Raw genomic sequence first — 12,762 nt, forward strand, 5'->3', positions numbered from 1 at the left:
CCGGGCTACAACAGTAAGGAGAAAAACCATGGCCAAAGAAGGCTCGGTCGCCCCCAAGGAACGCATCAACGTCACTTTCAAACCTGCCACCGGTGGTGCACGGGAAGAGATCGAGCTGCCGTTGAAACTACTGGCGATAGGTGACTACACCCTCAGCAAGGACGAACGAAAGGTCGAGGATCGCAAGCCGATCAGCATTGACAAGACAACCTTCGACGACGTGCTGGCCAAGCAAGAGCTGAGCCTGGCACTGAGTGTGCCGAACCGTCTCCAGGACAATGGTGAGACGCAAGCACTGGCCGTGAAACTGCAGGTCAAGTCGATGAAAGACTTCAACCCGGCCTCGCTGGTCGAGCAAGTCCCCGAGTTGAAAAAGCTTATGGAGTTGCGCAACGCGCTGGTGGCCCTGAAAGGCCCGCTGGGTAACGCGCCGGCGTTTCGCAAAGCCATCGAAGGCGCGCTCGCCGACGACGAATCCCGCGCTCGCGTACTGGGTGAGCTGGGCCTGAACGCCGCCGCCCAGGACGCCTGAGTCCCCATCAGCCAAGGAAGCCAAGATCATGAGCACAAGTGCAGCACAGCAAAAGAACAAAGAGCACGGCGAATACAGCATTCTCGACAGTATCATCGCCGAAACCCGCCTGACGCCGGACAACGAAGCCTACGGCATCGCCAAGCGCGGGGTGTCGGCATTTATCGAAGAGCTGCTCAAGCCGCAGAACAGCGGTGAACCGGTCAAGAAAGCCATGGTTGACCGCATGATCGCCGAGATCGATGCCAAGCTCAGCCATCAGATGGACGAAATCCTCCACCACCCGGACTTCCAGTCCCTGGAATCATCGTGGCGTGGTCTGCAGTTGCTGGTTGAACGCACCAACTTCCGCGAAAACATCAAGATTGAAATCCTCAACGTTTCCAGGCAAGACCTTCTGGACGACTTCGAAGACTCGCCAGAAGTGATGCAGGCCGGCCTGTATAAGCACGTTTACACCGCTGAATACGGTCAGTTCGGTGGTCAGCCGGTGGGCGCGATCATCGCTAACTACTTCATGTCACCCAGCTCGCCGGACATAAAACTGATGCAGTACGTGTCCAGTGTTGCCAGCATGTCCCACGCGCCATTCATCGCCGCGGCCGGTCCGCAATTTTTCGGCCTGGAAAGTTTCACCGGTCTGGTGAGCCTCAAGGATCTGAAGGATCACTTCGACGGCCCGCAATTCGCCAAATGGCAGAGTTTCCGCCAGTCGGAAGACGCCCGTTATGTGGGTTTGACCGTGCCGCGCTTCCTGCTGCGCAACCCGTACGACCCGGAAGAAAACCCGGTTAAATCGTTCGTTTACAAAGAAACCGTCGCCAATAGCCATGAACACTACCTTTGGGGCAACACGGCGTTTGCGTTCGGCACCAGGTTGACTGATAGCTTCGCCAAATTCCGTTGGTGCCCGAACATCATCGGCCCGCAAAGCGGTGGCGCAGTGGAAGACCTGCCGCTGCACCACTTCGCGAGCATGGGTGAAATCGAAACCAAGATCCCAACCGAAGTCCTGGTTTCCGACCGTCGCGAATACGAACTGGCCGAGGAAGGCTTTATCTCCCTGACCATGCGCAAAGGCTCGGACAACGCTGCGTTCTTCTCTGCCAGCTCGGTACAAAAGCCAAAGTTCTATGGCAACGGTGCAGAAGGCAAGACGGCCGAGCTGAACTACAAGCTGGGCACCCAATTGCCGTACATGATGATCGTCAACCGCCTGGCTCACTACCTGAAGGTGTTGCAGCGCGAACAACTCGGCTCGTGGAAAGAGCGTACCGACCTCGAACTGGAACTGAACAACTGGATTCGCCAATACGTGGCCGACCAGGAAAACCCAAGTGCCGAAGTCCGTGGCCGACGTCCACTGCGGGCTGCCCAGATCATCGTCAGCGATGTGGAAGGCGAGCCCGGCTGGTACCGCGTCAACCTGAACGTGCGCCCGCACTTCAAGTACATGGGGGCCGATTTCACCCTTTCGCTGGTTGGCAAACTGGACAAAGAGTAAGCGGAGTCTCACTCATGACTGGATACGGCAGCCTTTTCGAGCGCCTGGGGGGCGACGCGGACAAACGCGTCGACTGGAGCCGTGAGGACTCATGCGTAGCGTCCGTGGCTGCCCATCTGGCCAAGATGCTCAGCACCCGTGCGGGCAGTGTGCAAACACTGTCCGATTACGGGCTACCCGATCTTAATGACATGCGTTTGAGCCTGCATGACGCCCTGAGCCAGGCCCGTTTGGCCATCGAGAAATTCATCGATGCCTACGAGCCACGCCTGAGCAATGTGCATGTCATGCCCCTGCCACGTGACCACGATCAGCTTCGTCTGTCCTTCAGTATCGAAGCCCTGCTGGAGATCGATGGTCTCAAGCGCCAGGTCAGTTTCGCCGCGAGCCTGGATGGCGGTGGACAAGTCAAAGTCAGTCCATAAAAAATCAGGTAACCGACCGTGTCCTTTAACCATTACTACCAAAGCGAACTCACCGCACTTCGCCAGTCAGGTCGCCGATTCGCTGAGCGTAACCCCGCGTTGGCGCCTTTCCTGGGTCAGGCCGGGCGCGATCCGGACGTGGAGCGATTGCTTGAAGGCTTTGCATTTCTGACCGGTCGTCTGCGTCAGAAGCTCGACGACGAATTACCTGAACTTAGCCACTCGCTGATGCAGTTGCTGTGGCCGAATTACATGCGGCCGCTGCCGGCGTTGAGCATTTTGCAGTTCGACCCGCTCAAGCATTGCGGGCCGGCACTGATGGTCAGGCGCGATACGCCGGTGGAGAGTCAGCCGGTCGATGGCGTGAGTTGCCGTTTCCGCACGTGCTACCCGACCGAAGTCCAGGCGCTGGACCTCACCGAGCTGACGTATTCGGTGAAAGGCGACGGTTCGCTATTGAGTCTGCGCCTTGAGATGAGTGCCGACGGTGACTTCGACGAACTGAAGTTGAGTCGTTTGCGTCTGCATTTCGCGGGTGAGCGTTACATCAGCCAGATGCTGTATCTCTGTCTGTTGCGCAACCTGGATGGTATCGAACTGCTGCCACTGGATGGCGCCGGCAAGCCGATCGATGACGCCAACGGCAAGTCGATGGCGTTCAAGTTACCCGGCGAGCGGGTGCAGCCCGTGGGCTTTGCCGAAGAGGAGGCGTTGATTCCGTACCCGCTGAACACCTTCCGCGGCTACCGTTATCTGCAGGAATACTTCGCTTTCCAGGACAAGTTCCTGTTCGTCGACGTCAAGGGTCTGGACCTGCTGGGGACGCTGCCAGAAGCCACTCTCAAGCAGATGCGCGGCCTTGAGTTGCGTTTCGACATTCGCAAGAGCGGCAACATGCGCATGCGTCCGACCCTGGACAACGTGAAGCTGTATTGCACGCCGATCGTTAATTTGTTCAAGCACGATGCAGTGCCGATACGCCTCGATGGAAAGCAGGACGAATACCTGTTGCTGCCCGCCAAGCATGACCCGAAAAACTGCGGTGTGTTTTGCGTGGAAACCGTCATTGGCTGGAAGACCGGTGGCCGGGGTAACGAGAAGTACGTGCCGTTCGAATCCTTCGAGCACGACTCGAGTTTCGATGTTCCCGACAGCCGTCCGCACTACAGCATTCGCCAGCGACCGTCCCTGCTGCACGACGGTCTCGACACCTACCTGAGTTTCGGCATCCGCCACACCGAAGCCTTTGAAACGATGTCGATCGAGTTGACGTGCACCAACCAGAACCTGCCGAGCAGGCTCAAGGTCGGTGACATTTGCATTACCTGCGAGAAAACGCCGGAGTTCCTCAGCTTTCGCAACATCACCCCGGTCACGTCGAGTTTTGCGCCGCCGGTGAACCGCGACTTCCTCTGGAAGCTGATCAGCAACATGTCGCTCAATTATCTTTCCCTGGCCGACGTCAATGCATTGAAGGTGATTCTCGAAACCTACGACTTGCCGCGCTATTACGACCAGCAGGCGCAGAAGGTCAGCAAACGCCTGCTCGGTGGGCTCAAATCGATCACGCATCACCACGTCGATCGTTTGCATCGTGGTCTACCGGTACGCGGGCTGTGCACTGAGCTGACCATTGATCCCGAGGGCTATGTCGGCGAAGGCGACCTGTTCGTGTTTGCTTCGGTCCTTAACGAGTTTTTCGCGCTTTACGCCAGCCTCAACTCCTATCACGAGCTGCGGGTAAAAAGTACACAGGGGGAGGTGTACCAATGGACACCACGTATGGACCTGCAGCCCCTGCTTTAAGCGGGCTGACCCGAGTAATACGCGAGTACTCGCTGTTTCAGGCCGTGTTGCTGGTGATCGACCGTCTGCGCGTGGCACATCCGCACCTGAGCGAAGCCGATCTGTACGACCAGCTGGAATTCCAGGCCAACCCGAGCCTGGGTTTCCCTGGCAGTGACGTCGATTGCGTAGAGTTTTTCGAAGAGCATGGTCAGATGCGCGCGCGCATGCGGTTGAACCTGATCGGTCTGGTCGGTTCCAGTTCGCCGCTGCCGGCGTTCTATTGCGAGCAAGCCTTGGGCGACAGCGAGGAGGGCAACCTGACCCGCAACTTCCTGGACCTGTTTCACCACCGCCTGCAACGGTTGATGCTGCCGATCTGGCGCAAGTACCGCTACCGCGCGAGCTTCGAGAGCGGAGCCGTCGATCCTTTTTCTGCGCAATTGTTTGCCTTGATCGGCCTGGGTGGCGAAGAAATCCGCAAGGCCGGGGAACTCAATTGGAAACGCCTGCTGCCGTACCTCGGTTTGCTCAGCTTGCGTGCGCACTCGGCGGCGTTGATTGAAGCGGTGCTGCGTTACTACTTCAAGCACGCACAACTGACCATCGAGCAGTGCATCGAGCGCCGTGTGGAAATTCTCGACGAGCAGCGCAATCGATTGGGCCGTGCCAACAGTCGACTGGGAGAAGACCTGGTGCTGGGCGATCACGTGCGTGATCGCAGTGGAAAATTTCGCATTCACATTCAAGAACTCCACTGGCAGCGCTTTCACGAATTCCTGCCGATCGGTGTCGGCTACCAGCCGCTGTGCGCGCTGGTCCGGTTCACCCTGCGTGACCCGCTCGATTACGACATTCGCCTGGTGCTGCGCCAGGAGGAAATCCCTGAACTGCGCATCGCTGAGCAGAACCCCTGTCGCCTGGGATGGACCAGTTGGCTGGGCTGCGAAGCAGCGGACGGTGTGGTGATTCTGGGCAGCAAAATTCATTAAGGACAGATGACCCATGTTCAACGTAGACCTGCAACAACTTATCCAGGCGCTGGACGCCCAGTCTCGTCGTGATCTGGAAAGTTCAGCCGAGCGTTGTGTCGCCCGTGGCGGTAGCAAAATCCTCGTCGAAGATTTTTTGCTGGGCCTGCTGGAAAGTCCGCAAGGCCTGCTCGCACGTGTGCTGCAGGACGCCGAAGTGGATGCCGGTGAACTGAGAGCCCTATTGCAATCGAAGGTCGAACACAGCGCCTCACGCAACCCCGTGTTCGCCCCGGAACTGGTGCAATGGTTGCAGGATGCTTTACTGGTGGCCAACCTCGAACTGGGCCAGACCCAAGTCGAACACACCGCGTTGATTCTTGCGCTATTGCGCAACCCGATGCGTTACGCCGGCAGCCGCTACCAGCCATTGCTGGCCAAACTGAATATCGAGCGCCTCAAAGAGTTCGCCCTGGCGCACAAAGAGCAGCCGGCTACCGGAAAATCTTCCGCGCCGGGTGAGTCGCTGCTGGAGCGTTTCACCCACAACCTGACCCAACAGGCCCGCGACGGCAAACTCGACCCGGTGCTGTGCCGTGATGGCGCGATCCGGCAGATGGTCGACATCCTCGCTCGTCGCCGCAAGAACAACCCGATCGTGGTCGGTGACGCTGGTGTCGGTAAAACCGCCATCGTCGAAGGCCTGGCCTCGCGCATTGTCGCTGGAGAAGTGCCGCATGTCTTGAAAGGCGTGGAGTTGCTGTCGCTGGACATGGGGCTGTTGCAGGCGGGTGCCAGCGTGAAAGGTGAATTCGAACGTCGCCTCAAGGGCGTGGTCGACGAAGTCAAGGCATCGCCCAAACCGATCATCCTGTTCATCGACGAAGCCCACGCGTTGATCGGCGCGGGCGGCAATGCTGGCGGTTCCGATGCGGCAAACTTGCTGAAGCCGGCCCTGGCCCGTGGCGAGCTGCGCACGATCGCCGCCACCACCTGGGCGGAGTACAAGAAGTACTTCGAGAAAGACCCGGCGCTGGCCCGACGTTTCCAACCCGTGCAACTGCATGAACCGACCGTCGGCGAAGCCGTGACCATCCTGCGTGGCCTGGCTGCGGTGTACGAGAAGAGCCACGGCATCTACCTGCGCGATGACGCGGTGGTCTGCGCCGCCGAATTGTCTGCCCGTTACCTGACAGGTCGTCAATTACCGGATAAAGCTGTTGATGTGCTCGACACGGCCTGCGCCCGCGTTCGCATCAGCCTGGCCGCCGCCCCGCAAAGCCTGGAGTGCCTGCGCGGCGAACTGGCTGAGGGTGGCCGTCAGCGCAAGGCTTTGCACCGTGATGCCGGAGCAGGCCTGCCGATCGACCTTGAAGCGCTGGAGGCGTTGGAAAATCGCCTCGACAAAGCCGAAAGCGAAATGATCGTGCTGGAAGCCCTGTGGACTGAACAGAAAATACTGGCCGAGCGCCTGCTGGACTTGCGTCAGCAACTGGCCAAGGCCCGTGAAGCGGCGCTCGTCGGGCAGACCGTAGCGGCTGGGGAAGCCGCTTCGAGCGCTGTCATCGAAACGCTGCCAGAGGACGAGTCGCAAAGCGTCCGGACCCTGGAAATTGCACTCAACGAGACTCACCAGGCGTTGACCGAACTGCAAGTCAAAGAGCGTCTGGTGAGCTTTGAAGTCTGCCCGCGTCTGGTCGCCGAAGTGATCAGCGCCTGGACCGGCGTGCCGCTGGCGCAACTGGCCCGCGAGCACAATGCAAAGGTCGCGAGCTTTGCCAGTGACCTGCGCACGCGTATCCGTGGCCAGGAACAGGCCATTACCGCCCTGGATCGCTCGATGCGCGCCACCGCAGTCGGCCTGAACAAACCGGATGCACCGGTGGGGGTGTTCCTGCTGGTCGGCCCGAGCGGTGTCGGCAAAACCGAAACCGCACTGGCCCTGGCTGATTTGCTCTATGGCGGTGAGCGTTTCATCACCACTATCAACATGTCCGAGTTTCAGGAGAAACACACCGTCTCACGCTTGATCGGTGCGCCACCCGGCTACGTCGGCTACGGCGAGGGCGGCATGCTCACCGAGGCCGTGCGTCAGAAACCGTACTCCGTCGTCTTGTTCGATGAAGTCGAGAAGGCCGACCCGGACGTGCTCGACCTGTTCTACCAGATCTTCGACAAAGGTGTGGCCAACGACGGTGAGGGGCGCGAGATCGATTTTCGCAATACGCTGATCCTGATGACATCGAACCTGGGCAGCGATCGCATCAGCGAGCTTTGCGAAAATGGCGCGCAGCCAACCGCCGAAGCGCTCGAAGAAAGCATCCACCCCATCCTCGGCAAGCACTTCAAACCGGCGCTGCTGGCGCGCATGCGCGTGGTGCCTTACTACCCGGTCGGCGGCCCGGTGCTGCGCGAGTTGATCGAAATCAAACTGGGTCGTCTGGGCGAACGCCTGAATCGCCGCCGCCTCGAATTCACCTATTGCCAGAACCTCGTCGACCATCTGGCCGACCGTTGCACGCAAAGCGACAGCGGTGCGCGGCTGATCGACCATTTACTCGACCTGCACGTGTTGCCGATGTTGGCCGACCACCTGCTCGCCGCGATGGCAGCCGGTGAAAGTCTCAAGTGTATGCATGTCACGCTCGATGGTTACGGCAACGTGATCTGCGAGTTCGCCTGAGATGGGTGTGATGTTTACTCAGGTGCCGCAACCGCTGGTCTATGCCGAAGCCTTGCTGGCGCAGTTCGCCAACCTGTCTCGGGCAGCGGACGTTGCTGCGCTGCTGGTCGGTTTCGTGCGAGGGGCGGCTGAACTCAGCGGTTGCGAATTGGCGCAGATATACCTGCTGGATGCGACTCACACCTGTCTGGGAATGAACGTCGAGTGCCTGAACGGAATTCTGCAACCCCGACGGGTGGAGAGCCTGCTGGCCGATTACAACGCTGAACAACTGCTGCAATTCGCCCTGTGCCAGAACCGCGTGGTGAGCCTCGGCGAGTTGAGCGGCAGCCTGCACGACACCAGTTTCCTGCCACCGCAGGCGCCGCCTTGGCAGTCGCTGTTGTGCGTGCCGCTGGTCAATCAACGCAAGGCTGTCGAAGGCTTGCTGTTGTGCGCCAGCCACCGGCACATCGACCTTCAAGGGTTCGCCGACTCTCTCGGACAACTGGGTTCGTTCGTGCTTGGCCAATTGCACTTGCTGCAACGTCTGCGTCAGTCACCCCGCGATGCACGGCCAGCGCCGGTGAGTGTGCCGAGCGTCAGCGGTTATGGCTTGATCGGTAACAGCAAGGCCATGCGCCAGACCTGTTCGCTGATCAGCAAGGTCCTGCACAGCCCTTACACGGTGCTGTTGCGCGGCGAAACCGGCACTGGAAAGGAAGTGGTCGCGCGGGCGATTCACGATGGCGGTCCGCGCCGTACCCAGGCGTTCATCGTGCAAAACTGCGCAGCGTTTCCCGAAAGCCTGCTGGAAAGCGAGCTGTTCGGCTACCACAAAGGCGCATTCACCGGTGCAGACCGAGACCGCGCCGGGCTGTTCGAGGCGGCCAATGGCGGCACCTTGTTGCTCGATGAAATCGGTGACATGCCATTGTCGCTGCAAGCCAAGTTGTTGCGGGTATTGCAGGAAGGCGAGATCCGGCCACTGGGCTCCAATAACACCCGCAAGATCGACGTGCGCATCATCGCCGCGACCCATCGTGATTTGTCGGCGTTGGTCAGTGAGGGCAAGTTTCGCGAGGATCTGTACTACCGCCTCGCGCAATTCCCGATTGAATTGCCAGCTCTGCGTCAGCGCGAAGGCGATGTTCTCGACCTGGCGCGGCACTTCGCTGAAATGGCCTGCTCGTTCTTGCAGCGTGATGCAGTGCATTGGTCCGACGCGGCGCTGGATCACCTCTGCAGCTATGCCTTTCCCGGCAACGTGCGTGAGCTCAAAGGCCTGGTCGAACGGGCGGTGTTGCTGTGCGAAGGCGGCGAGTTGCTGGCCGAGCATTTTTCCCTGCCCATGGATGCCATGGCTCAGGACAGCAACCTGAACCTGCGCGAACGCCTCGAGCGGGTCGAACGCAGTCTGCTGCTCGATTGTCTGCGCAAAAACAACGGCAACCAGACCCTGGCCGCCCGCGAGCTCGGACTGCCACGCCGCACGCTGCTGTACCGCCTAGGGCGCTTGAACATCAACCTGGGTGATTTCGATGGCTAAGTCCATTTTCGATCGGCGAAAGCCTCAGGTGGGGGTGGCCCAATGTCCAGGACTGGAGGGCCTGAATTCACCTTATCCGCTTCTGAATGCGACACCCAGACGGGTCGTCGCCTTGCCTTGTCTACCGTTGGAGACTCTCTGATGCCTGTTCGTTACCGGCCAGCCGTAGTGCTGACCCTCGTCCTTCTATGCGGCCTTGGCGGCTGTAGCGGTAATTACAAATACAACGACAACACCTATCGCCCATTGGGTGATCCGCAGGCGGTCAATCGCGGCAAGTGACCGCAAGGAGTATCACCATGGAACTGGTTTTCGAACTGCTCGACCCCAAGCAGTTCATGCCCACGGGTTTATGCCGTAAAACGTTCACGCAGGACGGTGGTTTAATCGGTCGGAATGAGAAATGCGACTGGATTATTCCGGATCCCGATCGTCATTTGTCCAATTATCATGTGGAGGTCAGCTACTGCGAAGGTACGTTTTTTCTCACTGACACCAGCCGCAACGGTGTTCAGGACGGCGCAAGCGGCGCATACCTGCGCAAGGGCGAAGCGGTGCGTATCGAACATGGCAGCACCTACATGTTGGGGGACGTCGAAATTCGTGCACGGCTGGTACCTGCCTCGGCGACCTTCGACAGTGAGGTCGGCCGACCGCAAGCCGCGGGAAGCATTATTCCCGACGACGCCTTTTTCGAACTCGACCCGCTTGATGCCCTCTTGCAGCAAGAGCGCGGTCGCTCGGAAGTCGAGGAACTGATTTCACCGAGCACCATCCTCGAACCCCGCCAGCACGCTGATTACGCGCGCATCGACATGGAGAACCTGATAGTTCCGGAGCTGATCACTCCGCTTGCCGAACCCGCTCCGGCCGCGGTCTCGAAAGCGGTTGAATGTCAGAGCGAAGGATTCTGGGAGCATTTCAGCGCTGCACTGGGCGTGGATCTCAAAGACCTCGACGACGATGCCCGTGAGGCGCTGGCGTTGAGCGCGGCACGTTTGCTCAAGCAATGCGTCGGTGGCTTGCAGCAGAGCCTGCGCACCCGCAGTGAACTGAAAAACGAACTGCGTCTGGCCCAGACCACTGTACAAGGTGCCTGCAAAAACCCGCTGAAATTTGCCGCGGATACGAGTGACGCGCTGGGCATTCTGTTGCAGCCGGTCAAACCGGGCCAACTGCCGGCGGAGCAGGCGGTCTCCCGTGCGTTTCGCGATTTGCAGGCGCATCAGGTTGCGCTGTTGGCCGCCAGCCGCGCCGCCGTTCGCGGCACGCTGGAGCACTTCTCGCCGGAACAATTGACGCTGCGTTTCGAGCGTGACCACAAACCTCTGCTCGCCACCTCCGGCAGTCGCTGGAGAGCTTACGGCCGATATCACCAGACCCTGCGTCAGGACGATGACTGGAGCGAGCGCCTGCTGGCCCGCGACTTCGCCCAGGCCTACGAAGAACAGATCCGCCTGATTTCCACTCTATACACCGACCTCCAGGGATGATGCGCATGCCTCGCTGCTCGACCGCTTTTCTCAAGACGCTGACGGCGCTCGTGGCCTTTGGGCTGTTGGTCGGTTGTTCATCGCTGTCGCCGTATTCGAAAGTGACCAAGCTCAATCTGAAACTGACCACCAGCGATCAGTTGAACCCGGACCTCAATGGGCGGCCCTCGCCGATTGTCGTGCGCCTGTTCGAGCTCAAGCACCCGGTGACCTTCGAAAACGCCGACTTTTTCAGCCTGTATGAACGTGCCCGGGAAACCCTGGCCCCTGACCTGATCGCCGGCGAGGAGCTTGAACTGCGTCCGGGCGAAACCGTTGAGCTGAAACTCAGCGTGAAAGCAGGCAGCCGCTATGTGGGGGTGCTGGCCGCCTACCGAGACCTGCCGGAAACCAGGTGGCGCTACACCGTGCAAGTCACTCCCATGGAAGTCACCGCAGCTAATCTGACGCTCGATCAGGCCGGCATTCGCAATGGCCTCGAAGTGCTCGCCAGGGCGGATGACTGATCATGAATATCCATAAAGTCATTTGGCAGGAAGGCATGCTGCTGCGTCCGCAGCACTTCCAGCACAACGATCGTTACGTTGATCACCAGATGAAGACCCGCACCCGGTTGTTGGGCAGTTACACCTGGGGCTTCCTGAGTCTGGACATCGACTTGCAGTACCTCAACATGGGCAAACTGGTGATCAGCCAGGCCTCGGGGATTCTGCCGGACGGCAGCCTGTTCGAACTGGGCGGCAACACCGAACCGCTGGCGCTGGATGTGCCGTCGAACACCGGTAACACGCCGATCTACCTGGCGCTGCCGCTGGTCACCGGTAATCACATCGAGTCGCGCCGGCCGGAGCAATCCGATGTGCTGGCGCGCTACATTGCGTACGAAGTCGATGTCGCCGACTCCAATGCCGGCGACGACTCCGCCAGCCAGGTACGTTGTGGGCGCGCGGACTTCAAGCTTTTGCTCGGCGAGCAGCAGGATGAACAGGCCTACGTGAAGCTGAAAGTCTGCGAAGTGCTCGACACCACGCCCGACGGTGTGATCAGTCTCAACCCGGATTTTGTGCCGACCTACCTTCAGGCGCATTCCTCCATCTACCTGCTGTCGTGCCTGAAAGAAGTGATCAGCATGCTCGGTCACCGCGGGGACACCATCGCCGATCGTATCCGTTCCAACGGCAAGGTTGGCGGCGCGGAAGTCGGCGACTTCATGATGTTGCAACTGATCAACCGTACTGAACTGTTGCTGCGTCACTGCCTGGGGCTGGAACAGGTCCACCCCCAAGAGCTGTACCGCATACTGCTGACCCTGCTCGGCGATCTGGCGACGTTTTCCAGCGACAGCAAACGCCCCCGTCTGGACAGCCATTACCAGCACAGTGATCAGGGCGCGAGTTTTCGCAAACTGATGGACGCTATCCGTCAGGTGTTGTCGATGGTGTTGGAGCAGCACGCCATCGAGCTGATTCTGCAGGAGCGTCAATACGGCATCATCGTGTCGCCCTTGCACGACCACACATTGCTCGGTTCGGCTTCGTTCGTGCTGGCGGTCAGCGCCAACTGCGACAGCGAAGAACTGCGCCACCGTTTGCCGGCGCACCTCAAAGTCGCTCCGGTGGAAGGTATCCGACAGTTGGTGAACCTGCATCTGCCGGGCATCAAGGTCAGGCCGTTGCCGGTGGCTCCACGGCAGATAGCCTTCCACTCCAACAAAACCTATTTCATCCTCGAATTCAGTCCCGAAGACCTGGCACAACTGGAGCGTTCCGGCGGTTTCGCATTCCATGTGTCCGGCGATTTTTCCGGACTTGAACTGAAATTCTGGGCCATCAGGAACTGAC

At 59.6% G+C, this 12,762-nt stretch carries 11 protein-coding genes; all 11 read left to right on the plus strand.

The genetic code is table 11. From position 1 onward, the window contains the following. The first annotated feature begins 28 nt into the window (after positions 1–28). The gene (gene tssB / locus CAG47_RS20730; RefSeq protein WP_085726859.1) at positions 29–532 is read left to right on the plus strand and encodes a type VI secretion system contractile sheath small subunit; all 504 of its coding nucleotides are present in this window, start codon (positions 29–31) and stop codon (positions 530–532) included. 28 nt (positions 533–560) lie between these two features. After that, a complete protein-coding gene (gene tssC, locus CAG47_RS20735) occupies positions 561–2,036 on the plus strand; it encodes a type VI secretion system contractile sheath large subunit (RefSeq protein ID WP_085726862.1) in 1,476 nt (491 codons plus the stop codon). 14 nt (positions 2,037–2,050) lie between these two features. Further along, positions 2,051–2,461, plus strand: a complete 411-nt coding sequence (tssE, locus tag CAG47_RS20740; protein WP_085726864.1) for a type VI secretion system baseplate subunit TssE — start codon at positions 2,051–2,053, stop codon at positions 2,459–2,461. 18 nt (positions 2,462–2,479) lie between these two features. Next, entirely contained in the window at positions 2,480–4,267 is a 1,788-nt protein-coding gene (gene tssF / locus CAG47_RS20745) for a type VI secretion system baseplate subunit TssF (protein WP_085726866.1), read from the plus strand. After that, the gene (tssG, locus tag CAG47_RS20750; RefSeq protein ID WP_085726868.1) at positions 4,231–5,238 is read left to right on the plus strand and encodes a type VI secretion system baseplate subunit TssG; all 1,008 of its coding nucleotides are present in this window, start codon (positions 4,231–4,233) and stop codon (positions 5,236–5,238) included. The genes tssF and tssG overlap by 37 nt, the downstream gene beginning before the upstream one ends. Positions 5,239–5,251: 13 nt before the next feature. After that, a complete protein-coding gene (gene tssH, locus CAG47_RS20755; RefSeq protein WP_085726870.1) occupies positions 5,252–7,900 on the plus strand; it encodes a type VI secretion system ATPase TssH in 2,649 nt (882 codons plus the stop codon). Positions 7,901–7,910: 10 nt separating this feature from the next. After that, positions 7,911–9,428 carry a sigma-54-dependent Fis family transcriptional regulator gene (locus CAG47_RS20760; protein WP_085727014.1) on the plus strand — a complete coding sequence of 506 codons (1,518 nt, stop codon included), beginning with the start codon at positions 7,911–7,913 and terminating at the stop codon, positions 9,426–9,428. A 141-nt stretch (positions 9,429–9,569) separates the two neighbouring features. Next, the gene (locus tag CAG47_RS20765) at positions 9,570–9,710 is read left to right on the plus strand and encodes a type VI secretion protein (RefSeq protein WP_085726872.1); all 141 of its coding nucleotides are present in this window, start codon (positions 9,570–9,572) and stop codon (positions 9,708–9,710) included. A gap of 17 nt (positions 9,711–9,727) precedes the next feature. Then, positions 9,728–10,921: a type VI secretion system-associated FHA domain protein TagH gene (tagH, locus tag CAG47_RS20770; RefSeq protein WP_085726874.1), complete on the plus strand. Its 1,194-nt coding sequence runs from the start codon at positions 9,728–9,730 to the stop codon at positions 10,919–10,921. A 5-nt stretch (positions 10,922–10,926) separates the two neighbouring features. Beyond that, the gene (gene tssJ / locus CAG47_RS20775) at positions 10,927–11,427 is read left to right on the plus strand and encodes a type VI secretion system lipoprotein TssJ (protein WP_085726876.1); all 501 of its coding nucleotides are present in this window, start codon (positions 10,927–10,929) and stop codon (positions 11,425–11,427) included. A 2-nt stretch (positions 11,428–11,429) separates the two neighbouring features. Further along, entirely contained in the window at positions 11,430–12,761 is a 1,332-nt protein-coding gene (gene tssK, locus CAG47_RS20780; protein ID WP_085726877.1) for a type VI secretion system baseplate subunit TssK, read from the plus strand. Position 12,762: the final 1 nt, after the last annotated feature.

It is taken from the genome of Pseudomonas sp. R37(2017) (assembly GCF_002113375.1).
Classification (GTDB): domain Bacteria; phylum Pseudomonadota; class Gammaproteobacteria; order Pseudomonadales; family Pseudomonadaceae; genus Aquipseudomonas.

Bases quoted from the DNA above. Each gene is read 5' to 3' on its own strand.
- tssB (WP_085726859.1), top strand. From the start codon at position 29: ATGGCCAAAGAAGGCTCGGTCGCCCCCAAGGAACGCATCAACGTCACT.
- tssC (WP_085726862.1), top strand. From the start codon at position 561: ATGAGCACAAGTGCAGCACAGCAAAAGAACAAAGAGCACGGCGAATAC.
- tssE (WP_085726864.1), top strand. From the start codon at position 2,051: ATGACTGGATACGGCAGCCTTTTCGAGCGCCTGGGGGGCGACGCGGAC.
- tssG (WP_085726868.1), top strand. From the start codon at position 4,231: ATGGACACCACGTATGGACCTGCAGCCCCTGCTTTAAGCGGGCTGACC.
- tssH (WP_085726870.1), top strand. From the start codon at position 5,252: ATGTTCAACGTAGACCTGCAACAACTTATCCAGGCGCTGGACGCCCAG.
- CAG47_RS20760 (WP_085727014.1), top strand. From the start codon at position 7,911: ATGTTTACTCAGGTGCCGCAACCGCTGGTCTATGCCGAAGCCTTGCTG.
- CAG47_RS20765 (WP_085726872.1), top strand. From the start codon at position 9,570: ATGCCTGTTCGTTACCGGCCAGCCGTAGTGCTGACCCTCGTCCTTCTA.
- tagH (WP_085726874.1), top strand. From the start codon at position 9,728: ATGGAACTGGTTTTCGAACTGCTCGACCCCAAGCAGTTCATGCCCACG.
- tssJ (WP_085726876.1), top strand. From the start codon at position 10,927: ATGCCTCGCTGCTCGACCGCTTTTCTCAAGACGCTGACGGCGCTCGTG.
- tssK (WP_085726877.1), top strand. From the start codon at position 11,430: ATGAATATCCATAAAGTCATTTGGCAGGAAGGCATGCTGCTGCGTCCG.